Consider the following 23,892-nt stretch of genomic DNA (forward strand, 5'->3'; position numbering starts at 1 on the left):
TCTCCGCTTTTCCCGTTCGCCGTCCTCAGGCAAACGGATTTCGCAATAACGGACCGCCGTCCACTTGCAAGCCGTCGTGCATGTCTTCGGTGTACAGGTATTCACATCCCTCGATCGATGCAGTTGCCACGATGCATGCGTCGTAGAAGGACAAGCGATGCCACTCCGCCAGCCGCCGCGCGAGGTCGTGCGCCTCGACGGTGAGCGGCACGACCTCGCACAAACTCCTGATCGGCTCCAGAAACTTCCCTACCTCACGCCACGGCATCCGTAGTTTGCGGTTGCAGACACTGGCGACCTCATTCAATACCTGGACGCTGATGATTGGCCGCCGACGGAACAGCGCCTCCGCACGATTTGCCTTGGTTTCGTCCTCGGACAGCAGATAAAGCACAACGTTACTGTCGACGAACGATTTCTCGGACTCAATCCTGCTCATTCGCATCGTCCCGGCTGAACTTGAAATCGGCGGGCAGCTTGCCCCTGAAACGCCGCAGCCGCTCCAGAAGCTCGTCGGGCCTGGGCTTGCGGCTTACCGCGAAAACCCGAGGACTGTCCACCACGATCTCGATATCGTCGCCTTCGCGAAGTTCCAGTGCGTCAACCACACTGGCCGGAAGGCGAACTGCCAGGCTATTGCCCCACTTTGCGACCTGCATATGAGCCTCCATGGATATACATAATGGATTGTATATCTTCAGGGCAAATCCGCAAGTCAGCTGAATGGACAATTTTGCGCTACGCGTCCCGTTCCCCCACCACTCGCGCGATAATCGCCCACTCCTGCGCGAATACCGCGCGCCATAGCCCATCCATGATGACGAAAAAGCCCGAACTCGACCGACGCGACTGGATTGCCGGCCTCGAAAAAGGCCTGATGATCCTGGAGGCTTTCGACAGCCAGCACGCGCGCATGACGCCCACGCAGGCCGCCGCACGCACGGGCCTCACGCGCACGGCCGCGCGGCGCTACCTGTTGACACTGGAATCGCTCGGCTACGTGTACACCGACGGCAAGCTGTACGGCCTCACGCCGCGCGTGCTGCGGGTCGGCTGGTCGTACTTCGATTCGGCGCGGCTGCCGCGCACGGTCCAGCCTTATCTGCAGCAACTGAGCGCGTCGCTGAACGAATCGGCGTACGTCAGCGTGCTCGACGGCTGGGAGCTCGTGTTCATCGCCCGCAACGGCGTGTCGCGCGTGATGACGACGGGTTTCGTGCTCGGCGCGCGCGTGCCGGCGCCGCTGACGTCGCCCGGCGTCGTGCTGCTCGCCCATCATCCCGATCGCGAAGCCGTGCGCGCGTGGCTCGACGAGACCGAACTGCCGCCGTTCACGCCGCACACGATCACCAACAAGGCGCGGCTGCTCGAACAGGTCGACCATGCGCGCGACGCCGGCTACGCGGCGATCGAACAGCAACTGCAGGTCGGCGTACGCGGGATCGCGGTGCCGCTGAAGAACCGTCACGGCGAAGTCGTCGCCGCGCTGAGCACGAACATGCCGATCGGCGCGGAGACAACCGACGCGGCCGTGCGACGTGTGCTGCCGCATCTGCAGGAAGCCGCGCTCGCGATGCTCAACGTGCTGTAGCGACCGACGCCGCCGTCACCCGATCCGCCACCACCGCGGCAGCAGGTTGCGCACTTCGCGCCGTCGGTACCGGTCGTCGATCAGATGCACGACGCCCTCGTCTTGCTCGGTGCGGATCACGCGCCCGGCCGCCTGCACGACCTTCTGCAGCCCCGGATACAGGTACATGTAGTCGTAACCGTTGCCGAAGCGCGCGTCCATCGCGCGCCGCATCTGCTCGTTGATGTCGTTGACCTGCGGCAGCCCGAGCGTCGCGATGAACGCGCCGATCAGCCGCTCGCCGACCAGGTCGACGCCTTCCGAGAACGCCCCGCCCAGCACCGCGAAGCCGACGCCGCGTCCGCCCGCGTCGAAGCGCGCGAGAAACGCGTCGCGCTCGTTTTCGGCCATGCCGGGCGCCTGCGCCCACACGGGGACGTCCGGATGGCGCGTCTGCATCAGCGCGACCACGCGCCCGAGGTAGTCGAAGCTGCTCAGGAAGCCGAGATAGTTGCCGGGCCGTGCCGCGTATTGGGCGGCGATCAGGTCGGCGATCGGTTCGAGCGAACGATCGCGGTCGCGCCAGCGCGTCGACACGTGGCTCGCGACGCGCACCGTCAGCTGCTCGGCGCGGAACGGCCCGTCGACGTCGAGCCAGCCCGTATCGCCGGGCAACCCCAGCGTGTCGCGATAGAAATGGAACGGGCTCAGCGTGCCCGAGAACAGCACGGTCGCACGCGCGGCTTCGTAGCGCGGCGCGAGGAAACCGGCCGGGATCACGTTGCGCACGCACAGCGTCGACTGGACGCGGCGCCGACGGCCGGCCGTCGCGACGCCGTCGAGCGCCGGCTGCCGCGGCATCGGTTCGCCCTGCAGTGTCGCGTCGAAGATCGACGCGCTATCGAACGCCTCGGCCAGCACGCCGAACTGGATCGCCTCGAAATGAAAACGCAGCAGCGCGTCGCCGTTCGCGCGCGGCGCGTCGGTCAGGTGTTCGCCGATCGCCGCGACGAGGTTCTGCACGGCCGACACGATCGGGCCCGGCACGTCGGGATAAGCCGCATAGCGCTCGGCCTGCGCGCGATTGAGCGTGCCCCACGCGCGGGCGAGCCGGTCGAACGCCTTGCGCAGCGCCGCGGGCGCCGCTTCGCGCGCGGCCGCGAACGCGAACGGATCGAGCGACGCGCTGTACATCTTGCGGGCGCGGTCGAGCAGGTTGTGCGCTTCGTCGACGAGCACGCCGACGCGCCACTGGTTCTGCTGCGCGAGCGTGTGCAGCATCGCGCTGCCGTCGTAGTAGTAGTTGTAGTCGCCGATCATCATGTCCGACCAGCGCGCGAGCTCCTGCGCCAGGTAGTACGGACAGACGTCGTGCGCGAGCGCGGCGGCGCGCACGGTATCGCGATCGAGCAGCCCGGCCTCGATCGCCGCGTCGCGCGCGGCCGGCAGCCGGTCGTAGAAGCCTTTCGCGAGCGGGCACGATTCGCCGTGGCACGCGAGGTCCGGATGCTCGCACGCCTTGGCGCGCGCGACGAGTTCCAGCACGCGCAACGGCAGCGCGGGCGTGCCGGCGCCGAGCGTCGTCGCCGCTTCGAGCGCGAGCGCGCGGCCGGGCGTTTTCGCGGTCAGGAAAAATACATGGTCGAGCTCGCCCTCGCCGCATGCCTTCAGCAGCGGGAACACGGTGCCGAGCGTCTTGCCGATGCCGGTCGGCGCCTGCGCCATCAGGCAGTGTTCGTCGCGCGCCGCGCGATAGACGGCCACCGCCAGCTCGCGCTGGCCGCTGCGGAACTGCCCGTGCGGGAACGCGAGCGCGCGCAGCGCCGTATCGCGCGCGGCGCGGTGGGCCGTCTCGCGTTCGGCCCAGCCGACGAAGCACGCGCACTGCTCGGCGAAGAACGTCGCGAGCGTGGCGGCATCCAGCGTTTCCGTCAGCACCGTCTCGCGCTCGGACACGATGTCGAAATACACGAGCGCGACGTCGATTGCCTTGAGGTCGCGCGCGTCGCACATCAGGTGCGCATAGACCTTCGCCTGCGCCCAGTGCAGCGCGCGATGGTTGGCCGGCATCGCGTCGAGGCTGCCGCGATAGGTCTTGATTTCCTCGAGCCGGTTCGCCACCGGATCGTAGCCGTCGGCGCGGCCGCGCACGGTGAGCGTGCCCCACGTGCCCGTCAGCGCGATCTCGGTTTCGTAGCGCGCGCCGCGCTTCGACGTGACCGCGCCGTGGCCGGCGATGCCTTCGAGCGCGGTCGGCGCGGGCGTGAAGCGCAGGTCGAGATCGCCGCGCCGCGCGGTGAACTCGCACATCGCCCGCACCGCGACCACGTAGCTCATGCGGACAACCCCGCCGCCTCGGCGTGCGCGACGTCGTCGCCGGCCCATTCGACGTCGACGACGCGCACCGGCATCCGGTGGGCGAGGCAGTACGCGAGCCAGCGCGTCTGGTTGTCCTGCAGCCGGTCGCCGGGGCCCTTCACCTCGATCAGCTCGTAGCGGCGCTCGTCGGGCCAGAAGCGGACGAGATCGGGCAAGCCGGACCGGTTGCTGCGGATATCCGCGAGCAGACGCGTGAACCACAGCCGCAGGTGCTCGGGCGGCAGGCAGGCGAGCGCTTCGTCGAGCAGCGCGTCGGTCAGCACGCCCCAGAACACGAACGGCGACTGCAGCCCGGCCTTCGTCGCGAAATGCCGGCGGATCGTGTCGCGGTACGCGCCCGAATCGAGCTGCGCGAAGCAGGCATCGAAGGCCGCCGCGCGGCGCACGGCGAAATCGGGTGCGTGCAGGTCGGCCGGGCCGCGCTGGAACGGGTGAAAGAATGCGCCGGGCACGGCCGCGAACACGGGCTCCCAGCACAGCAGCCCGAACAGCGAATTGATCAGCGTGTTTTCGACGTAGTGGACCGGCGAAGCCGGCTGCGCCAGATGGTCGCGCACCGCGAATTCGACGCTGACGGACGCGTCGGGACGCGCAAGCACGAGCGTCTCGCGCGGCACGTCCGCGGCAGCGGCCGCGCGTTCGACGCGCTGGCCGGCACGGCGCTGCAGGCGCGGCAGCATGCGTTCGACGCGCTGACGTTCCTCGTCGCTCTCGAAGCCGCCGCGGGCGTCGAGCGCCAGCGCGAGCGCGTCGTCGTCGCGCCCGCAGCGTTCGAGCACGCGGATGCGCCGGTGGCGGCTGCCGGGCCACGCGCTGCGCGCGTACGCGTCGAGTGCGGCGCACCAGTCGGCACGGCGTTCGCACGCCTGGCCGAGCGCGAACAGCAACTTCGCGCGGCGCGTCGCGAGCCACGGTTGCGCGCAGTCGACTGCATCCAGCGCGCGGATCAGGTCGTCGAACGGCAGATCGTCGGACCATGCATCGAGTGCGTCGCGGCACATCTGCAGCGCGAGATACGCGTCGACGTCGCCGCGCTGCTGGAACGCGCGCGACGACGGCGCGATCGGGACGCTTTCGTACTGGAACACGCCGAGATCGGCGAGTACGAATTCGCTCCAGTCCTGATGCAGATTGCCGAAGAACATCAGCCGCAGCCGGTCGCACAGCGCGCCGACCGTCACCCGTAACACCCGATCGCCGGGCTGCGCGCACCACGCGTCGAGCGGTTGCGCGACGTTGTGCGCGGGCCGCAGCCGGTCGAGCCAGTCGGCCTTGCGCTCGCCCGCATGCGCGGCGAGCGCCGGGAAGATGCGCAGCAGATCGGCCTTGGTGGACAGCGCGAACAGCTCGTCGAGCGTGAGCGCCGGCGCCGGATCGACCCAGCCGAGCGCGACGAGCGGCGCGGCGGCGTCGAGCGTGCAGCCGATCTCGTCGTACACGAGCTTGCTCGCGCGGAAATCGGACCCGTTGCGCATCAGCATCCGCACGAGCAGCGCGCGCGACGCCTGCGGCAGCGTCGCGAACTGCCGGACGAACGCGTGCTCGTGCGCGTCGAACAGGTCGTCGTAACGCTCGCCGAGCCAGGCCAGCGCGCGTTCGAAATTGGTCAGGTAGTAAAACGCCGGAGGCGTCGGCGAGGCAGGCGTCACGGGGATCGATCACTGTACATTTGTACAGGTCGCAATCATATCAAATATGACGGGCAATGCCGCACGCGGCATCGCCCTTGCGCTGCCCGGCCGGTCAGAACTGGTAATTCACCGACATGTCGAACACGCCGTTGGTCGACTGCTGCGTGATCGGGCTGCGCGCCGCGCGGCCGACGAGCTGCTCGAGCGCGCCGTCCACCGTGACGAACCAGTGCTTGTTCACGAACCACACCATCGTCATGCCCACGCCGGCCGACTTGATCCCGGCCCCCGACGAATAGGCCGGCAGCCCGGAGCGCGCGGCCGCGCCCTGGTTCACGCCGAACCAGCTGTTCATGTAGCGGGAATCGGCGAACGTCACGGTCGGCCCCGCGAACCAGAAGAAGTGCTCGTTGCTGCCGGGCATCGGCATGTACGCGGAGAAATCGCCGGTCCAGCCGTTCGACCCGCCGATGCTGCGCCGGATGTCCGCGCGCAGCACGAGCGGGAAATCCTTCGAGACCACGTAGTCGGCCGCGAGCTTCATCACGGGCGCCGCGTTGATGTTGTCGAGACCGTTCAGATGGCCGAGATCGTCGGCCGACCGGCGCCCGAGGTCATAGCCGACCGACAAACTCACGCGCCAGTTCGGCCCGCGCAGCACGTTCGCGCCGAGGCCCTCGCCCGTCGACAGGAAGAATAGGTCGCGATAGCGGATGTCGAAATTCGGGCCGCCCATCACGCGATAGCGGTCGGAGCCCGCGTAGCGCGGCTGCAGCGTCATCGCGGCGCCGACGCTCACCTGCCACGTGGGGATGTTCGGATCGAAGAGTTTCTGGAGCGGTACGCCCGCCGTGTATTGCCATTCGCCGAGCGGCGAAGGCGTCTGGGCCGACGCGTCGCGGGCGCCGGCGGCGGCGAGCGCCGCGAATGCCGACAGGCCGGATACGAACCGGCGTACGCCGGGGGACAGCAACAGGCGAGCAACAGTGGTCAAGGCGGTCTCCGTCGGTTGCACGAAACGAACCTGAGGGAAAGCGCGTCGCGCTTCATCGGCTGCAACGGCAGGCAGCCTGCGGCGCGAACGTAGCATGCGCTGAATTAACGGACATCCTACGCGACGCGCGCGCAGACGCAAAGCGCCCGTTGTGGGCGGGCACTTTGCCGGAATCCGGCATGAGCCGGCGGACGATTGCGGAATCAGAAACGCTCGACGTGATAGTCGCCGGCGAGCGCGGCCGGACTGCGGGTCGACATCATTCGCGAGAAGCCGTCGGCGAGCCGGCCGAGCGCGAGCTGCTTCTGGCTCGCGTCCCAGTGCGTGTAGGTGTCGTAGGCGGCATCGTCGAACGAAACGGTGACGGCGACCGGACGGCCGCTCGCGCGAAAGCCGATCTGCAGCACGCCGCCGGGCAATTCCTCGATGTGATAGCGGAGCGAACGCGATTCGAAATAGCGGCCCAGTACCTGAGCGATCGCGCGCTTGTCTGGCGATTGCACGTGAATGTCCATGACGGTCCTCCTTTTCAATGTTCGCGTGGCCGGTCGTGGCGCACGGCGCCCGCCCGGCATCCGCATCGGCGGTGGGTTCGACGGCGGGTCGCCTTGCGGCAGCCCGTCGGGCACGGGCGGATCGACCGGGTCGTCGTGCCCGGGCGGCGGCGGATCCGGGTCGACGTCGGGTGTCGTCGGTTCGGGGCGGTGCAGCATGGATGGCGTGTTCATGTCACTCCTGCGCGGCGGCGCGCGCCGTTCAATGGCGAGGCGAGCCCTCGCAAGCGCCGTGCCTGCTGTCGCGCCGCGCCCGTTGGCCGGTCGGCTCACGCGTCGTACGCCGCCATGACGAGCCACATCGTGCGCCCCTCGGCGGTCAGCTGCACGGCGAGCGCGAACGGATCGGACGGTTCGCATTGCGCGACGAGTGCCTGCTGCGCGCGTTCCGCGCCGTCGTAAACGGTGTCATTCAGTTCGCGCACCTCGTCCTTGCCGTCGAACATGCGCCGCTCCGGCCGATAAAGCCGCGATTCGCGTTTCCACGTATCGAAACGCTCGCGCACATGGCCGAAATCGCCACCGCATACGTTCGCGTCGTAACGTATTCTTTCCCTGGCTGCATTCATCACGATGTCCTCTCGTCCATCCCGGGCGCGTGCCGGCCGGTTCCCGCCGGCTTGCAAGCGCCGTGCCCCCGGCTGCCGCGGGTACGGTGCTTGCGACTTCTCATCGACAAGGAGGTTCGACCATGACCGTATACGCCACCGGCCGCCGCGACGCCGTGTCACCGGCTGCCGGACTGCTCCGGCTCGCCTCGTCGCGTCCGCCGTCTAAAGACAAGACGGAGGAGCGCATCGACGAAGGGCTCGAGGAGACGTTTCCGGCCAGCGACCCGCCCGCCGTCGGCGGTGCGACGCGTATCGACCCCACCAAGCCGTCCGGCGAGCGCGAACGTCGCGCGCCGCACGTCCCTTCCCCGCCCCGCGATCACGGCTGACGGTGGCATCCGGCGCGCGTTGCGTGGTAGCGCACCCCGCGTCGGCCCAAATCAGGAGCGATCCGATGAAAGTCCTTGAACGTAGATGGCATGAAATCAGTGGCGCGGCCGGCGTCGCGGCGCTGGCCGCGATCGAAAGCGCGGTGGTGCTGGCAATCGTCACGATGACGGGCATCGGTCACTGACGTCCCGCATCGACCCGCCGCGGGCTGCCGCCGTGGAAGATGTACAAGCGCGCTGGCAAATTTCTCCGTCGCCCGGCAAGCCCGGTGCAGGTGCGTGATCAGCGTGAACAGGCCTTGGCTCCGGTGTACGCGCCGTGCGCGTGGCACAAGCGGTGCTCCCGTATCGTCCCGATCACGAAGGAGGCGTTCATGTATCGCGTCAACGAGATCATGTCGCGCGACGTAGTGTGCGTCGCGCCGACCGACACGATTCGCCATGCGGCCGAATTGATGCAGCGCTTCGATATCGGCGTGCTGCCCGTTTGCGACGGCGCCGAGCTCGTCGCGATCGTGACCGATCGCGACCTCGCGGTGCGGGCGCTGTCGCACGGCCATTCGCCCGATACGCCGGTGCAGGCGGTCGCGTCCAGACCCGTGCAGTGGTGCGTCGAGGACGACGGCGTCGGCGACGTTCAACAGCGGATGGCCGACGTGCAGCTGCACCGCTTGCCGGTGCTCGACCGCAGCCTGAAGCTCGTCGGCATGGTGTCGCTCGGCGACATCGCGACGCGCGCGGGCGGCCCGGCGCGCGACGAGCTGGCCAATACGCTCGAGGACGTCTCGTTGCCGCGCCGCCGCTGACCGACCGGCGCCCCGATCATCCCGCGGCGTGCCGCCCCGGCGCACTACCCGCGCAACGAGTTTGCGCGCGGGCCGCGGGCGCCGCTTCGACCAGGAGGTTTTCGATGACAACGGACAAACCGTCGCGCGATGCCGCGCGCATCGTCGGCGCGAATCCGCGCACCGTCGCCGGCGGGCCGGGACCCGACGTCATGGCCGCCCGCACGCTCGAAGGCGATCGCGTGCTGACGATGGACGGCGACGACATCGGCAAGATCGCCCACATCATGCTCGACGTGCGCACCGGACGGATCGCGTACGCGGTCGTGTCGTCCGGCGGTCTGCTCGGGATCGGCGACAAGCTGCTCGCGGTGCCGTGGAACGCGCTCGTTCTCGATGCCGAACGCGAATGCTTCGTGCTGCCCGTCGACACTGCACGTGTGCGCGAGGCGCCCGGCTTCGACAAGAGCCGCTGGCCGACGATGGCCGACCCCGAGTGGGCCGAAGCGCTGCATGCGTATTACGGCCGTTCGCCGTACTGGCTGATCGAGGAAGGCGAAACGGCGCTCGATTCGCCGCCGTACGAGGCGTCGCCGGGCGGCCCCGAAGACGGCACGCGGCAGCACTGAAGCCTGTCTGAACCTGCCCGCCCGAAGGCCGGTCACTGCGCGGCGGCCACCGCCTTCGCGAGTTGCCGCGCGGCGCCCAGATGCGCGTTCAGCGTGGGCAGCGTGCGGGCCGCGAATGCGCGTAGCTGGGGGTCGCGGCCCTCTTTCGCCTCGGCTTCGTAAAGCCGGACCGCCGCTTCGTGCGCGTGTGGGCCGGCCAGCGCCACATACGCCGTATCGAACGCGCGCCCGTTCTTCGCCCGCAATGCCGTCACGGCCGGGTCCACGAGCATTCGCGTCTGGACCGGCACGCCCTTTTGCGCGCCAAGGTGCCGCAGTTCGTCCGCGATACGCGCGTGATCGTCGACCATCCGGCGCGCGAAGGCCTTCACGTCCGCGTTCGACGAGCGGTCGAGCGCGAGTTGGCCGGCCTGCCGTTCCACCTTGCCGATCATGCCGGCCTTGTCGACGAACTCGGCGTCGATGCCGGTCGGCCGCTGTGTCATGCCGGGCTCGTCGGCGGTCGGGCCGGGGAGGATGACGCCCGGTGCGACCCGGGCGGACGAAGCCGGCGTCTGCGCGTGAGAGGCCGCGCACGCCAGGACGCCGGCGATGGCCGTCAGCACGCTGGCCAGCCGCCGACGCGCGCGTTGCTCGATTCGGTTCGTTTTCGTCATCCGGGCCTCCGTGTGGAACGACGGAGCGGGCCGGCCGCGCGGCGTGCCGTCACGCGGGACGATGGGCCGACGACGTGAAGAAATCGGTCCACGCGCCGTTGTGCCATGCGCCCTCGGTGCGCTCCACCGACAGCGCGCCGGCCGCGAGCATCGTCCGCTCCGCGAACGTGATCGTGCGCCGCGTCACATGCGCGGCCAGCACGACGCCGTTTTCGCATTGCTTCAACGCGCCATGCCCCTCCGGCGCATCGCCGCGCATCTTGCCAAGCGCGCCGCACAACGCGCCGACATAGCCGCCCACGAGCGGCACGCCGATCCACGCAAGCGGCGAATGAAGACCCCCTAGATACAGCAGCGCGGCCCCGGCGAGCCCGACGACCGCGCCGACGGCCACGCCTTCCAGCGCGCCGAGGCCGCCGGGCCGCGCGGCGGAGTCCGCATAGACGTCGCCGCCGAGCCAGAACAGCGCGTGCTGCCCGGGCGGATTGAGAAAGAAGACCTTCACGTCGTCCCGATGAATGGCGTGGCCGCGCAACTGCTCCGCGCAGCGTTCCGCCTGCTCGAGCCGCGAGAAGCGGCCCGCGATGATGGTGTCCATGTCGAACCTCCTGCCCGGTGACGCGCAGGGTCGCGGGCGCGCGACGCCCGATCGGCCCGGCGCTGGCCCGCGCATCACGTTACTTCCGGCGAATCTGCAGCTTGTCGCGCACGCCGCTCACGCCGCTGACGTCGTGCGCGACGCGGATCGCGGTCGCGCGTTGCCGCTCGTCGGGTACGTTGCCCGTGAGTTCGACCACGCGGTCGCGAACCTGCACGTCGATGTCGCCGGAGGCCAGGCCGCGTTCGGCGACGAGCGCGGCCCTGACGCGGGACGCGAGCGTCGCATCGCGGATCTGGCCCCCGACGGCCGACGCCTGGCTCGCCAGCTTCGCATGGGTGCTTTCGTCGGCCGATGCGTAGCGGGGCGTCGCGATCCATGCACACGACAGCATCAGTATGCTCGCGATCGGCACGACCGGCGTCCTGCGTCGGGTGCGTGCCGGCTTGCCGTCCGTGCCGTCGCGCCGCGGGTTTTCCGTTGCGTCCATCGCGTCTCCTTTTTCGTATGTGCTCAGCGTCAGGCGACCGGCGTGCCGCGCCGTCCGTGTGCGCCGCTACTGCTCGCGCGGCTTCCCGCCGCTCCTGTCGTTCGGGTCGTCCGGTACGACGTCGACGATCACGCTCGCGAGCGTCGGCATGTCGACCGGCTTGCACAGATAGGCATCGAACCCCGCGGCCATCACGCGGCGCCGGTCTGCCTTGCCGGCGTGCGCGGTGACGGCGACGACCGGCAGATGCCCGCCGCCGTTCGGCAGGCGGCGAATCCGGTCCAGCAGCCAGTAACCGTCGCCGTCCGGCATCGCGAGATCCGACAGCACGACGCTCGGCTGCTGCCGCTCGACCGCGTCGAGCGCATCGTGCCCCGACCGCGCGGTCGATACCTGCGCGCCCATCGTTTCGAGCGCCACCGCGAGGCTCGTCCGCGACGTCGGGTCGTCGTCGACCACGAGCACGCGCTGGCCGTCGAGCGCGACCGTATCGGACATACGCTTCGTGCGCGGCGGCTGCTCCACCGGATCGTCGGCGTCCCAGCCGGCCGGCAGCGTCACCGTGACGGTCATGCCGCGCCCCACCCCCGCGCTCGTCGCGACCACCTCGCCGCCGTGCAGCTGCGCGATGTTGCGCACGATCGACAGGCCGAGCCCCAGGCCGCGCTTCGGCGACGTGAACGCGCCTTCCGGCCGGCTGAACGTGTCGAACAGGTGCGGCAGGTATTCCGGCGCGATGCCTTGCCCGGTATCGGAGACCGACAGCCGCACGCGCTCCCCGGCACGCGTGAGCGACACGTTGATGCGTCCGCCCGGCGGCGTGAACTTGATCGCGTTCGACAGCAGGTTCGACAGGACCTGGCGCAGGCGTTCGCCGTCCGCCGGAATCACGCAGGCCGGCATCGCGTACTCCGTCGACAGCACGAGCCCGTTCGCCTCGGCCGTCGCGTCGAGTTCGCGCGCGGCGTCCCGCACGATCCGCACGAGATCGACCGGCACGCGTTCCAGGCGCAGCCGGCCGGTCGCGAGGGACGACGCGTCGAGCAGGTCGGCGACCATGTGCGACAACGACCGCGCGCTGCGATCGATCGCGTCGACCGCCTGCTGCGCGAGGCCCTGCCCGTCGGCGTTGCGCAGCACCTCGACCCAGCCGTAGATCACGTTCAGCGGCGTGCGCAGTTCGTGCGACACCGTCGCCAGCAGTTCGTCCTTCAGCCGGTTCGACGCGTCGGCCTGCACGCGCGCATCGCGCGCGCCGCGCAGCGAGCGCAGGTGGTGGCGTTCGTTGCGGCGGCGTTCGCCCGCTTCGCGCAGCGTCAGCGACAGGCCCGCGCAGTTGCCCTGCGCGTCGACGAGCGGCGACGCGGCGAAGGTGGCGCGAAAACGGCCGCCGTCGGGGCGCACGCACAGGACGTCGAGCGGCCCGACCGGCGTGCGCAGGTTCGCGAACGACGCCGGCACCGCATGCCGGCGCAACCAGCGCGGCGCGATCATCGTGACGATGTCGCGTCCGCTCGCCTGTGCCGGATCGATGCCGAAGATGTGTGCCGCGGCCGGATTCCAGCTGACGATCCGGCGCTCGGCGTCGGTCCCGACGATCGCATCGGGCGACGCATCGACCACGCGGCGCAGCAGCCCGTCGTCGGGCACGCGCGCGACGGACGACGGCTCGCGATGCGGCGGATGCGGATCGCCGTCGTGGTCGCCGGTCCCGTGCGGACGATCGTTCGCGAGCAGCGGCTTCACCGCCGCCACCAGCACGCATTCGACGAAACCGATCGCGACGAACGCGCCGGCTTGCGCCAGCAGCGTAGCCAGCGGCGCGTCGCGCCACCACAATGCGGAGATCACGCCGACGCTCGCGACGGTCGCGACGAGGCCGCCGCCGAACGACGTCAGCCATGCGGCGGCCGCCACGCCGGCATAAAAAGGCAGCGGCGCAAAGGGCGCGTGCTGGCCGACGGCCCGAATCGCCCACGCCTGCAGCGCGGACGCCAGCCCGACGGCCAGCACGACCCATGCACCCTGCCGGAACAACTCACGGGTCAGAGTCCTCATTGCGTCCTTGCATCGCGCCGGCTCCCGTCGTGCGGGGGGATGCCGCCTTTCGGCCATCCGGCATACCGTCGAGCGCGCCGGGCGAGCGTGAACGCGTCAGCAAACAGCGTACCCGGCCGCGGCCTCGCACCGCGCTCGCGGCAATGGATGGCCGGACCCTGCGCCCGCGCCGGCTGGAGCCCGGATGGAGGCTGTCGGTGTTGTCGCGCGCACCGTTGCAATGGGTTGCCGGCCGCTTTTTTCATCGGGTTTCTGTAAAAAAGCGCCGATTGTCACCCGGCCGAGGCGTCGTGCAAGGGTGCGCGAAAAACGATGGACGATTTCTTTCGCTCACGCCGCACACATTGGAATTTTCTATTCCGCGGCACCTTCGCGGTCGTTTCGCTGTCGATGATAAATATTGCAATCAACGGGACGCGTGATGCCGTTTTTCAAAACGGCCCGCGAACGCTTATGGGTGAATCCGCCAACCGGACGAAGCAGCGCGCAGACGGTCGCCGGCTGTCCGGCCGGTCCGCCGCGATGCGCACGCTGCTCGCCCGTATCGACAAAATCGCGCCCACCCGCGCGAGCGTGATGATTGCCGGCGAAAGCGGGGTCGGCAAGGACATCGTCGCGCGCCGGCTGCACGATCTGAGCGCGCGGCGCGACGGCCCGTTCGTGCCGATGAACTGCGGCGCGATTCCGGCCGATCTTGCCGAGGCACAACTGTTCGGGCACGAGAAAGGCAGTTTTACCGGCGCGATCACGCAGCGCGAGGGTTTCTTCGAAGCCGCGCGCGGCGGCACGCTGTTGCTCGACGAGGTCGCGGAAATGCCCGCCGCGCTGCAGGTGAAACTGCTGCGGGCGATCGAGTCGAACACGATCGTGCGCGTGGGCGGCACCGAATCGATTCCGCTCGACGTGCGGTTCGTGTCGGCCACCCGCCACAATCCGGCCGACGCGGTGCGCGACGGCCGGTTGCGCGAGGACCTGTTCTACCGCCTCGCCGCGTTCGCGATCTACGTGCCGCCGCTGCGCCAGCGCGACGGCGACGTCGAGACGATCGCGCAGGAATTCGTCGACACGCTGAACGCGCGGCATCGCGCGCACAAGCGGCTGACCGACGCGGCGATCGCCGCATTGCGCGCGTATTCGTGGCCCGGCAACGTGCGCGAACTGCATAACACGATCGAGCGCGCGTACATCCTGGCGGACGAAGGCATCGACGTCGCCCTGCCGAAGCAGCCGATGCCGGTGGCCGACAGTGCCTCGGAAGGCGCGATGGCGCTGCCGGTCGGTGCGACGCTGCACCACGCTCAGCAGCGCTTCATCGCGGCGACGCTGCGTCACTTCGACGGCAACAAGCCGCGCGCGGCCAAGGCGCTCGGCATCAGCCTGAAGACGCTCTACAACCGGCTCGCGCTGATGCGCGATCAGGACGGTTCGTAAGCGGCGCGGTCCGCCGCCGCGTCAGGCGACCTTGAACTGCCCGACCGTCGTCGCGAGCGCGTTCGCCTGCGACTGCAGCGCGGTGGCGGCCGCGGTCGACTGTTCGACGAGCGCCGCGTTCTGCTGCACCATCTCATCGAGCTGGCTGACCGCGCGGTTCACTTCCTGGATCCCGCGCGTCTGCTCGTTCGCCGCATGCGTGATCTCGGAGATGATGGTCGTCACGTTCGCCACGTTGGCCACGATCTCGCGCATCGTATCGCCGGCCTGGCGCACCTGCCCGGCCCCGGCCGACACGCTCGCGACCGTCGATTCGACCAGCACCTTCACTTCGCGCGCGGCCTGGGCGCTGCGTTGCGCGAGGCTGCGCACTTCCTGCGCGACGACCGCGAAGCCGCGGCCCTGTTCGCCTGCCCGCGCCGCCTCGACGGCCGCGTTCAGCGCAAGGATGTTGGTCTGGAACGCGATCCCGTCGATCACGCCGATGATGTCGCCGATCCGGCCCGATGCTTCCTCGATCTTCCCCATCGTCGCGACGACGTCCGACACGACCACGCCGCCGTGCGACGCGATCCGCGACGCGGCCGCCGCGCGCTCGTCGGCCTGGCCGGCGGCCGCCGCCGACTGACCGACGGTCGCGGTGATCTCTTCCATCGACGCGGCGGTTTCCTCGAGGCTCGCCGCCGCCGATTCGGTACGCGACGACAGGTCCTGGTTGCCCGCCGCGATCTCGTTCGCGGCGGTGCGCACCGATTCGCTCGCGTCGCGAATCTGGCGCATCACGTCGTTCAGCTTGTCGACGAAGCTGTTGAACGAGCGCGCGATGTCGGCGACTTCGTCGCGGCCGTCGGCCGGCAGCCGCTTCGTCAGGTCGCCGGCGCCCGAGCCGATCGCGGCCATCGCCTGGCGCACCTGGGACAGGCGGCGGAACGCGGTCGCGGTGATCGCGCCGATGATCAGCGACGCCACGCCGACGATCACGATCAGCGTGATCAGCGACGCGGTCAGCAGCGAACGCATCCCGGCCGTCGCCTCGGTCTTGTCGAGCAGCACCAGCGCGTACCAGTCGGTGCCCGGCACCGGCTTCGCGCGCACCAGCTTCGCGTCGCCGCCGACGCCGACCTCGACCGGCGCGTTCGCCGCCGCGATCGACGCCACGCCCAGCGAGCCGAGTTCGGGCGACACGTCGGCGACCGGCTTCAGCGTGAGCTTCGCGTCCGGGTGGGCGACGACGTGGCCGCTGCTGTCGACCAGCATCCCGAAGCTCGCCGGCGTCGGGCGGATCGACTTGACGTTGGCGATCACGCTGTCCATCGATAGGTCCGCGGCGACCACGCCCTTCAGCGCGCCGTCGCGCAGGATCGGCACCGCGAACGTGACGACGAGATTGCCCGTGCCGGCATCGACGTACGGCGGCGTGACGACCGGCTTGCCGGCCTGCGCGGCCTGCTTGTACCACGGGCGGCCCGTCGGGTCGTAGTCGGGCGGGATGCCGGTCGGGTCGGAGAAGTGGAACGCCTTGTCGGCATAGCCGGCATAGACGTTCGTGAAGCCGCCGGCCGCCGCCATCTGCTTGAACACAGGCAGCGGGTCGGGCGTCAGCGCGGCATCCTGCAGCGACGCGATCATCCGGCTGCGGGTCGCGACCCAGTCGGCGATCCCGACCACGTGGCCGCTCGCGACGGAGGTCAGGTTGCGGTCGATCGCGTCGTCGTTGTACGCGCGTGCGATGAAATAGTTGATCAGGGTCGTGGCGACGAGCGCGAATACGACGATGGCGACGCACGCGGCAAGGATGCGGGCGCGAATGGACGAAAACATGGCAACGACTCGGTAAGGGAGCGGGAACGCCCGATTGGACGAATTCACCGTGTAAACGGCAAATCGGGCCACTTACTTGAGGTCGTTGTGACGATTCATTGAAACGTATGACGACAGGTGTCCGCGACTGTCAAGGGATCGTCAGGATGGCCGGGTTCGACCGGCGTGCTGCGCGCCGACCACTAGCTACAGCCGGTGGCGCGGACGTGGATCGGCGTCCGCGGGCGCCGCATCGGCCCGGGTGTCGCGGTCGAAGACATCCTTCTGGCGCATCCGCTCGCGCAGGTGCCGGATCGCGAATACGTGGATGTAGTCGTGCACGCGCGCGCCGGACGACAGCGCACGCACTTCGTCGTCAAGCATCGCACGCAGCTGATCCGCGCCGATCGCGCGCCGTTCGGCGGCTTCCTTCAGTGAATCGAGCAAATTGTCCTTGGACATCGACAGACTCCTGACGGTCGAGGAACGAAAAGATGACGGTACTGGAAGCTTAAAGACTGGACAGACACGCGGCGTACGATGCGCCGGCGCGGGTTTGCGCGCGATCAACGGCACGTTGCGTGCCGCCGCGTCGATCCGTTTCCGAACCGTTCGCGCAGGGTTCGCGGTGCACATGGCCCGCGAACGAGACTGGATGGAAGCCTTGCCACGCCACCCCGGGGCGCGGCATGGGCGACGGGCGGCGGGTGGACCGCCGCGCGACGCCGATGCAGTGGGGAAACTTAGACCGTCCGAAATCATGCGTCAAGCGCCCCCTGCGATGCATTCGTCGGACGAACGCGGCGGTGCGGCCGATCATCCGCCGCGCGTGTCAGCGGATTCCGATAGCGTCGCGCAATTTCCTGACAGCGACTTCAGCGCGCGCCGCTTGGCAACGCGCCGTCGCCACACGATACTGATCACATGAACCAGGCGTTCATACCGGAACATCGCTCAGTCGGCCATCGAGCCGGCACGCGGGGTCCGGCGCAGGAGACCAACCATGGCACATCGCACCTTACCGGGCCGGGACGGCCAGCGGCGCGCGTCGGGCAACGCGCGCGCCCTGCCCGCCCGGCCCGCGTCGGCCGGCAACCGTCCGTCCGACGACCTCGACACCTTGCTCGCGCTCGCACGCGAGGCCGGATTGCTCGTCACGCTCGACGGGCAGATCGGCCGCGAGAAGTATCAGAGCGTCGCGGGGTCGGTCCTCGCGTTGCAGCGATTCGCCGCGGCGCTGTCCGCGCGCAACGCGGCCGACGCGCCGGCCGCATCGGAGCCGCGTCGCAAGGCGCGCCCCGGCTGGCCGCATGCGAATCGTTTGCGCAGCCGCACGTGCAGCGCGTGTGCGCCGCTCCATGTCGTGCGTCCGCATGCGCGGGCCCGTCGCTGCACGGGCCGCCGGCACGACCTGCGATCGATTCTTCGCTCCGTCTGATCTGCGCACGTCACCGGCGCACGGCACGGCGCCGTGCATCGGTCGCGCGCGATGACGCGCCGCTCGACGCGGCCGCATTCCAGACCATTCGTGCGGGGAAATGAATTCGACGGGGCCAGGCGGAAAGCGGACGGGGTGACTTCCACCCCGCCCGTCCTCCAAGGCAACCGTCGGTTGCCTACCCTCGTGCCAGAGAGTTTCCGGTCGGATGGCGCGCCGGACACACACGCGGCGCGGCTCCCGAACATGATGTGGCGGCGAGTGCGACAGCGATCGCCTTTCATCGCCTTTCGCATGCCGGCGCGGCCTTGGTCCCGCATGCATGCGAAGGCCAGCCGCGTCGCGGGGGCGCTCCCCCACTGTCTCACGCGACATGCGCCGCGTTTCTGATGCAGGTCAACCCATACCGCTTCGATCGCGACGACGCGCGATTCATTCCGCACCGCGCACCAGCAGCACCGGCACCTGCGCGAGATGCGCGACCCGCCGCGCGACGCTGCCGATCAGCCAGGCGGCGATGCCGCGACGGCCGTGCGTGCCGACCACCAGCAGCTCCGCCCGCCAGTGCACCGCGTCGCGCATCAGTGCATGGGCCACGTCGTCGCTGGTCGGATGCGTTTCGACGATGCCGCGCTTGGTCGGATTGCCTGTCGCATGAAACAGCGGGCCGATCTTCGCGAGCGCATCCTCGCCCTCCGCGCGGTACGCATCCTCGAGGGCGCGCACCGGCACGACATCGGTCAGACGAACCGCGCGATCGATCACGTACGCCGCATACAGCAACGTCGTCGGCGCCGCGAAGCCGAGCCCGACGCGCACCGCGTGCAGCGACGGCTCGCTGCCGTCGACCGCGAACATCAGCCGCTGCAGCGTGCCGTCCGACGTCCGTGCATAGGCGGACGGCACGATCAGCAGCGCGCAGCGCGCGCGTTTCGTCAGCGTGTCCGACATCGCGCCTTCGACCAGCCGCAAAAGCCCGTGATGCGGATTCGCGCCGATCGCCAGCACGTCCGCGTGCCACGTCGACGTATCGTTGACCAGTGCGTCGGCGACCGAGCCGCCCGTGACCGACGTATCGACGACCACCTGTTCGACTTCGATCTCGCTGTCGGCGAACAGCGCCGCGATCCGCTCGCAGGTGGCCTGTGCGTCGCGCATCATGTCCTCGCGCGCCGACGTCAGCAGCGCGTCGATGCGCGGAATGTCGGGCAATACGAGACGCGGATTGTCGATCGCGCAAATGATGCGCAATCGCATGCCGGGACGCAGCAGCGTGCGCACGTAACGGGCGGCGGTCAGCGATTCGGGCGTCGGATCGACGGCCAGCGCGATTCGCGCGAGCGTCGGGATGGGCTGGGCAGGCTGCATGGCGAAGGTCTCCGTGCGTGCACGTCGTCGCCGGGCGACGACGGGGCGTTTCGCGCGGCGGCCGGACAGCCGCTGCGGTCAGGGATCGGCGGGATGCCACGCGAAGCGCGGACAAGCGATGCGTTCGTTCAGCATAGGCCGTCCGGCCCGCGCGTGCATGATCGCGATCAACGATCGCGAACGGTCGCGCGACACCGTGCCCGCGCGGCTTACGACTTCGTCGGCATCGACGCAGCCGGACGGCTCGCGTAGAACAGCGTGTACGCGATGCCGAGCAGCACGATCCACACCGGCCCGATCACGAGCGCGACGCGCGTATCGGGCGTGAACGCCATCAGCACGACGACCAGCACGAGAAAGCCGAGCGCGACGAACGAACCGAGCGGAAAGAGCGGCACGCGGATCGGCAGGCGCGCGATCTGGTCGGCCGACAGCGTGCGACGAAAACGCATCTGCGCGATCAGGATGACGCACCACGTCCAGATCGCGCCGAACGTCGACACCGACGTGAGCCACGTAAACACGTGCTGCGGCGCGAGATAGTTGAGCAACACGCCGATCAGCAACAGCGCGACCGACACGGCCACGCCATACACGGGCACGCCGCTGCGGTTCACGCGACCGAGCGCGGCCGGCGCCTGGCCCTGCTGCGCGAGGTTGTAGAGCATCCGCGCGGTGCTGAACAGGCCGCTGTTGCACGACGACAGCGCCGCGGTCAGCACGACGAAGTTGATGATGCCGGCGGCGGCCGGAATGCCGAGCCGCGAGAACGTCATCACGAACGGGCTGCCCTGCGTGCCGATCTGGTCCCACGGATAGAGCGACATGATCACGAACAGCGCGCCGATGTAGAAAATCAGCACGCGCCAGAACACCGAATTCACGGCCTTCGTCAGCGACTTCTCCGGATTGCGCGCCTCGCCGGCCGTGAGGCCGAGCATCTCGACGCCGAGATACGCGAACATCACGATTGGCAGCGCGGCGATCACGCCGTTGATTCCGTTCGGCATGAAGCCGCCGTGCGACCACAGGTTCGAGATGCCGGTCGCGATGCCGCCGTTGCCGATGCCGAACGCGATCATCAACCCGCCGCCAACGATCATCAGCACGATCGTGACGATCTTGATCAGCGCGAACCAGAATTCGAATTCGCCATACAGTTTGACCGCGATGAAGTTCACCGAGCCCATCGCCAGCAACGCCGCGAGCGCCCAGATCCAGTTCGGCACGCCGGGAAACCACATGTGCATGTAGACGCCGACCGCCGTGATTTCCGCCATGCAGGTGACGATCCACACGAACCAGTAGGTCCAGCCGGTCAGGTAACCGGCGAGCGGGCCGAGGTAGTCGCGCGCATAGCGGCTGAACGCGCCGGCGACCGGGTTGGTGATCGCCATCTCGCCGAGCGCGCGCATGATCAGGAAGATCGCGAGGCCGCCCAGCAGATAGGTCAGCAGGATGGCCGGGCCGGCCGTGCGGATCGCGGTGGCCGAGCCGAGGAACAGGCCGACGCCGATCGTCGCGCCGAGCGCCATCAGATTGATGTGCCGTTCTTCCAGCCCGCGGTGCAACTGGTCTTCAGGTTGTTTCAAATTCGTCTCCTGACAGCCGCGAGCGGGCCGCCGTCATTGTGTCGATGACAATGCGCGACCGTTCATGCCGATTTTGGCAGCCGAAAACGAAATAATCCCCGCTGTCGATTTCCGAATGAGAAACGACACGGATGCCGCGCCGATTCGGTTGGAATTGGCGCGGATTATCCGTATTTCCGGAACAAGCCGGAAATACGGATAGGGCCTTTCACGGAATACACCCGAGCGCCCCGCGCGACGCGGCTGTGCGCGTGACGAGCGGTAACGGAATCCGTCGCTTTCGGCGCGAACGAACGCGCGTCGAATGTGCGCAATCTCACGCACGGATTATGCAGGCGGGATTATAGGGAAGATCGGCGGTTTCACGCCAGGCGATTTTGGGGAAAATCGCGGTGGGGGAAGCGGTGGTTGGATTTGAATGCGAGGGACGCGGCGTACGTATTTACGGCCTGCGGATTTATTTCGACAACGTCGCCCGCACCGTATACTCGCCTTCCAGCCCGCCCTGCTCCGGCCGCACGAAATACCGCGCCGAATCCAGATCGGCCGGCAGCGGCTCGACCGGATAACCGTGCTTTTCCCACGCATCGAGCCCGCCCTTCAGCGCGCGGATGTTGTGGATCATCTTCTTGCGCTGCATCTTCGCGATCAGGCGCTTCGCGGTCGCCTCGTTCGGGCACACGCAATAGACGACGATCGGCCGCTTCAGCACTTCGGGGTCGAGCAGGTCAGGCGAATCGAGATCGACCGGCACCGCGCCGGCAATCCGGTACGGCTCGCGTTCGCGAATCGCCTTCGGCCGCGCGTCGAAGATCAGCGGCGGCTCGTCGGACGTCATCATTTCGACGAGCTGCGGCGGCGAGATGCGCACCTGCGCGAGATAGCGGCGGAACTGCACGCGGCGCACCCAGCGGTACAGCAGGAACGTGATGAAGATCGCGAGGAACGCGTCGAGGATCGTGCCGCCGCTCGCGCGCACCCACAGCACGAACTGGACGATCTGGTCGTGAATGGCCGCGCCGCCGATCAGCCAGAACGCCGCCCACAGCGACGCGCCGGCCAGATCCCAGAACAGGAACACGCCGATGCCGATCGCGGTCGTGCCGAGCAGCGGCGCCGATACGAGGCCGAGGCCCGGCAGGAATTTCGACAGCACGAGCAGCGGCGCACCATACCTTTCGAATACGTTACGTGCGAAACGCAGCGTCGTGTCGAGCGACAGCGAGAAGCGCACGAGGCCGTTCAGCAGGCGCCGGCCACGCGTGCGGCCCATGAAGAACCACAGCGAATCGGCCAACATCGTCGCGCCGATCGCCGCCGCGAACATGCTGACCCAGGACGCCTGCCCCATCGCCGCCATCGTGCCGCCGAGAATCAGCATCGGCACGGCCGGCACCGGCACGCCGAGCTGCGTGATCAACACGCTCGCGAACACGGCCCACGGGCCGAGCGACGATGGAATTGCGATGGGAAAGTGCCACACGGCGGCGCTCCTGGAAGACATGCGGGCCGCGCGACAAGGCCGTCGGTACGGCGGCGCAACGGCTGCCGCGGCATGTCCGCGACCGACCGGTGCATCCTGCGCATTCTAAACGGGTTTGGCCTCGACCGCGCGGAACACGGGCCGTCCGCACGGGCTTTGCACGCGGCGTGACGCGACCGTGACGGTCACACGTCCGGCCGCTGCGCGAGTTGCGCGACATGTTCCGCGTAGTCGGGAAACTCGGCCGTCAGCGCGGCCGCATCCGCCAGCTCGAATTCCGAGAACTCGAACCCCGGCGCCACCGTGCAGCCGACAAGCGCGACGTGCTCCGGCGACGCGCAGCGCGCGCCGAACCAGCTTCCGGCCGGCACGACTGCCTGGAACACGGTGCCCGGATGCGTGAGCGGGTTGCCGAGCCGGTGGATCGTCAGCCCGTCGCGCGCGTCGAGCACCCACACTTCGATCGGATCGCCTGCATAGAAATGCCAGACCTCGTCGGAGCGGATGCGATGCCACGACGAATACGCGCCGTCGCACAGCAGGTAGTAGATCGCGGTCGACGCGGCACGTGGCGCGCCGTCGGCCGGACGCACGACCGAATCGGTCGCGCGGTAGGTTTCACGGAAATAACCGCCTTCGGGATGCGGCTGCAGGTCGAACTGGCGAATCAGGTCGGGCGCGGAAATCGGCATGGCGGATGACGTCGGTAAGGGTGGAAACCGGCATCCGGCGGGCTGCCCGATCCTCATTCTTGCGATCGCGTGCCGCCGGATGTCCCTGCGTCGATCGCCGCGGCCATGCGCGCGGCGAACAAGCGGACACCGGCCGATGCTGCCAGAACTGCGTGCCGGGAGGCAACCGCCGACGTGCAATCACGCACCGGCGAACGTACCGGTCGCACGGCGCAGTACGCCGATCACGCCCATGTGCGGTCAAGCACGCGGCCTCCTGCGGCCCGCCAATGCGCGGGACAGGCGGCGTCGGCGTCGCTTATGCGGCCGCCGGCGTCCCGCCCTCGGCGTGCCGCACCAGCAGCACGGGCCGGTCGGCCGCGCGCAGCAACGATTCCGCTACGCTGCCGAGCAACAGCCTGCGCAGGCCATGCCGCCCGCTCGTGCCCATCACGACCAGATCGGCGTCGGCTTCGGCCGCCGTGCGCATCAGCACCGTCGCGATGTCCTCGCCGTACGCGTCGAGCGCGCGCACCGTGCCCCGCACATGCTGCTGCGCGAGCGCGGCTTTCGCGTCGTCGAGCACCGGCGTCGCGGCATCGGTCGCGGCGACGTCGCCGTCGCGCTCGGCTGCGAAGCCGGCGTCGACGTCGACGAGCTGCGGCCGATGTTCGACGACGTACGCACACGTCACTTCGCCGCCGGACGCGGCCGCGATCCGGATCGCCTCGTTCAGCGCGAGACGCGCGCTTGGGCTGCCATCGAGCCCGACGAAAATCCGCTTGTACATGGTCCGTCCCTCCGACCGGGCGTGCGTCGCGCGTT

The 23,892-nt window shown here is 68.9% G+C and carries 25 protein-coding genes; 7 read left to right on the forward strand and 18 right to left on the reverse strand.

Annotated features, from left to right (window positions below; all coding sequences use genetic code 11):
• Window positions 1–25: 25 nt before the first annotated feature.
• Complete coding sequence (locus tag HWX55_RS21530) at window positions 26–439, reverse strand: PIN domain-containing protein (RefSeq protein ID WP_175977209.1); 414 nt, start codon at window positions 437–439, stop codon at window positions 26–28.
• The gene (locus tag HWX55_RS21535) at window positions 426–659 is read right to left on the reverse strand and encodes an AbrB/MazE/SpoVT family DNA-binding domain-containing protein (protein ID WP_027808267.1); all 234 of its coding nucleotides are present in this window, start codon (window positions 657–659) and stop codon (window positions 426–428) included. Before HWX55_RS21535 ends, HWX55_RS21530 begins: the two co-directional genes overlap by 14 nt.
• A gap of 158 nt (window positions 660–817) precedes the next feature.
• Here HWX55_RS21535 and HWX55_RS21540 point away from each other — a divergent pair, with 158 nt between their 5' ends.
• Window positions 818–1,591 carry an IclR family transcriptional regulator C-terminal domain-containing protein gene (locus tag HWX55_RS21540; protein ID WP_050011062.1) on the forward strand — a complete coding sequence of 258 codons (774 nt, stop codon included), beginning with the start codon at window positions 818–820 and terminating at the stop codon, window positions 1,589–1,591.
• Window positions 1,592–1,606: 15 nt separating this feature from the next.
• Here the strand turns inward: HWX55_RS21540 and HWX55_RS21545 are convergent, their stop codons facing one another.
• The 5 genes from HWX55_RS21545 to HWX55_RS21565 all read right to left on the reverse strand — a co-directional run bounded on the left by HWX55_RS21545 (window position 1,607) and on the right by HWX55_RS21565 (window position 7,697).
• Complete coding sequence (locus tag HWX55_RS21545; protein ID WP_175977210.1) at window positions 1,607–3,907, reverse strand: ATP-dependent DNA helicase; 2,301 nt, start codon at window positions 3,905–3,907, stop codon at window positions 1,607–1,609.
• The gene (locus HWX55_RS21550; RefSeq protein ID WP_175977211.1) at window positions 3,904–5,598 is read right to left on the reverse strand and encodes a VRR-NUC domain-containing protein; all 1,695 of its coding nucleotides are present in this window, start codon (window positions 5,596–5,598) and stop codon (window positions 3,904–3,906) included. The genes HWX55_RS21545 and HWX55_RS21550 overlap by 4 nt, the downstream gene beginning before the upstream one ends.
• Window positions 5,599–5,692: 94 nt before the next feature.
• On the reverse strand, window positions 5,693–6,574 hold the full coding sequence (locus HWX55_RS21555; protein ID WP_175977212.1) for a MipA/OmpV family protein: 882 nt from the start codon (window positions 6,572–6,574) through the stop codon (window positions 5,693–5,695).
• A 203-nt stretch (window positions 6,575–6,777) separates the two neighbouring features.
• Window positions 6,778–7,089, reverse strand: coding sequence for a hypothetical protein (locus tag HWX55_RS21560; RefSeq protein ID WP_041492268.1), 312 nt, complete (start codon window positions 7,087–7,089; stop codon window positions 6,778–6,780).
• A 308-nt stretch (window positions 7,090–7,397) separates the two neighbouring features.
• Window positions 7,398–7,697: a hypothetical protein gene (locus HWX55_RS21565; RefSeq protein ID WP_175977213.1), complete on the reverse strand. Its 300-nt coding sequence runs from the start codon at window positions 7,695–7,697 to the stop codon at window positions 7,398–7,400.
• A gap of 122 nt (window positions 7,698–7,819) precedes the next feature.
• Here HWX55_RS21565 and HWX55_RS21570 point away from each other — a divergent pair, with 122 nt between their 5' ends.
• The 3 genes from HWX55_RS21570 (at window position 7,820) to HWX55_RS21580 (ending at window position 9,482) form a co-directional block, all read left to right on the forward strand.
• Entirely contained in the window at window positions 7,820–8,068 is a 249-nt protein-coding gene (locus tag HWX55_RS21570; protein WP_175977214.1) for a hypothetical protein, read from the forward strand.
• A 374-nt stretch (window positions 8,069–8,442) separates the two neighbouring features.
• The gene (locus HWX55_RS21575; protein WP_012340039.1) at window positions 8,443–8,874 is read left to right on the forward strand and encodes a CBS domain-containing protein; all 432 of its coding nucleotides are present in this window, start codon (window positions 8,443–8,445) and stop codon (window positions 8,872–8,874) included.
• 104 nt (window positions 8,875–8,978) lie between these two features.
• Window positions 8,979–9,482 carry a PRC-barrel domain-containing protein gene (locus tag HWX55_RS21580; protein WP_175977215.1) on the forward strand — a complete coding sequence of 168 codons (504 nt, stop codon included), beginning with the start codon at window positions 8,979–8,981 and terminating at the stop codon, window positions 9,480–9,482.
• Window positions 9,483–9,514: 32 nt separating this feature from the next.
• Here HWX55_RS21580 and HWX55_RS21585 read toward each other — a convergent pair whose 3' ends face one another.
• The 4 genes from HWX55_RS21585 to HWX55_RS21600 form a co-directional block, all read right to left on the reverse strand.
• Window positions 9,515–10,138 carry a DUF4142 domain-containing protein gene (locus HWX55_RS21585; protein ID WP_175977216.1) on the reverse strand — a complete coding sequence of 208 codons (624 nt, stop codon included), beginning with the start codon at window positions 10,136–10,138 and terminating at the stop codon, window positions 9,515–9,517.
• 49 nt (window positions 10,139–10,187) lie between these two features.
• Window positions 10,188–10,736: a hypothetical protein gene (locus HWX55_RS21590; RefSeq protein WP_175977217.1), complete on the reverse strand. Its 549-nt coding sequence runs from the start codon at window positions 10,734–10,736 to the stop codon at window positions 10,188–10,190.
• A gap of 79 nt (window positions 10,737–10,815) precedes the next feature.
• The gene (locus HWX55_RS21595; RefSeq protein WP_175977218.1) at window positions 10,816–11,226 is read right to left on the reverse strand and encodes a BON domain-containing protein; all 411 of its coding nucleotides are present in this window, start codon (window positions 11,224–11,226) and stop codon (window positions 10,816–10,818) included.
• A 66-nt stretch (window positions 11,227–11,292) separates the two neighbouring features.
• Window positions 11,293–13,284: an ATP-binding protein gene (locus tag HWX55_RS21600; RefSeq protein WP_175977219.1), complete on the reverse strand. Its 1,992-nt coding sequence runs from the start codon at window positions 13,282–13,284 to the stop codon at window positions 11,293–11,295.
• 390 nt (window positions 13,285–13,674) lie between these two features.
• Between HWX55_RS21600 and HWX55_RS21605 the strand changes: the two genes are divergently transcribed.
• Window positions 13,675–14,715: a sigma-54 dependent transcriptional regulator gene (locus tag HWX55_RS21605; protein ID WP_175977255.1), complete on the forward strand. Its 1,041-nt coding sequence runs from the start codon at window positions 13,675–13,677 to the stop codon at window positions 14,713–14,715.
• Between the two features lie 21 nt (window positions 14,716–14,736).
• Here HWX55_RS21605 and HWX55_RS21610 read toward each other — a convergent pair whose 3' ends face one another.
• Together HWX55_RS21610 and HWX55_RS21615 are read right to left on the reverse strand one after the other, a co-directional pair.
• A complete protein-coding gene (locus HWX55_RS21610; protein WP_175977220.1) occupies window positions 14,737–16,536 on the reverse strand; it encodes a methyl-accepting chemotaxis protein in 1,800 nt (599 codons plus the stop codon).
• 186 nt (window positions 16,537–16,722) lie between these two features.
• Window positions 16,723–16,977: a DUF3562 domain-containing protein gene (locus tag HWX55_RS21615; protein ID WP_050011051.1), complete on the reverse strand. Its 255-nt coding sequence runs from the start codon at window positions 16,975–16,977 to the stop codon at window positions 16,723–16,725.
• Here HWX55_RS21615 and HWX55_RS21620 point away from each other — a divergent pair.
• Together HWX55_RS21620 and HWX55_RS21625 are read left to right on the forward strand one after the other, a co-directional pair.
• Window positions 16,970–17,443: a hypothetical protein gene (locus HWX55_RS21620; RefSeq protein WP_175977221.1), complete on the forward strand. Its 474-nt coding sequence runs from the start codon at window positions 16,970–16,972 to the stop codon at window positions 17,441–17,443. The two genes, HWX55_RS21615 and HWX55_RS21620, sit on opposite strands and share 8 nt — an antisense overlap.
• Before the next feature lie 75 nt (window positions 17,444–17,518).
• The gene (locus HWX55_RS21625; RefSeq protein ID WP_175977222.1) at window positions 17,519–17,953 is read left to right on the forward strand and encodes a hypothetical protein; all 435 of its coding nucleotides are present in this window, start codon (window positions 17,519–17,521) and stop codon (window positions 17,951–17,953) included.
• 432 nt (window positions 17,954–18,385) lie between these two features.
• Here HWX55_RS21625 and HWX55_RS21630 read toward each other — a convergent pair whose 3' ends face one another.
• The 5 genes from HWX55_RS21630 to HWX55_RS21650 all read right to left on the reverse strand — a co-directional run bounded on the left by HWX55_RS21630 (window position 18,386) and on the right by HWX55_RS21650 (window position 23,857).
• Window positions 18,386–19,321: a universal stress protein gene (locus HWX55_RS21630; RefSeq protein ID WP_175977223.1), complete on the reverse strand. Its 936-nt coding sequence runs from the start codon at window positions 19,319–19,321 to the stop codon at window positions 18,386–18,388.
• A gap of 209 nt (window positions 19,322–19,530) precedes the next feature.
• Window positions 19,531–20,913: an amino acid permease gene (locus HWX55_RS21635; RefSeq protein WP_175977224.1), complete on the reverse strand. Its 1,383-nt coding sequence runs from the start codon at window positions 20,911–20,913 to the stop codon at window positions 19,531–19,533.
• Between the two features lie 457 nt (window positions 20,914–21,370).
• Complete coding sequence (locus HWX55_RS21640; protein ID WP_175977225.1) at window positions 21,371–22,396, reverse strand: DedA family protein/thiosulfate sulfurtransferase GlpE; 1,026 nt, start codon at window positions 22,394–22,396, stop codon at window positions 21,371–21,373.
• 185 nt (window positions 22,397–22,581) lie between these two features.
• On the reverse strand, window positions 22,582–23,088 hold the full coding sequence (locus HWX55_RS21645; RefSeq protein WP_175977226.1) for a cupin domain-containing protein: 507 nt from the start codon (window positions 23,086–23,088) through the stop codon (window positions 22,582–22,584).
• Between the two features lie 298 nt (window positions 23,089–23,386).
• The gene (locus HWX55_RS21650) at window positions 23,387–23,857 is read right to left on the reverse strand and encodes a universal stress protein (RefSeq protein WP_124554261.1); all 471 of its coding nucleotides are present in this window, start codon (window positions 23,855–23,857) and stop codon (window positions 23,387–23,389) included.
• Window positions 23,858–23,892: the final 35 nt, after the last annotated feature.

The organism is Burkholderia sp. BCC1047 (assembly GCF_902833155.1).
Classification (GTDB): Bacteria; Pseudomonadota; Gammaproteobacteria; order Burkholderiales; family Burkholderiaceae; genus Burkholderia; species Burkholderia sola.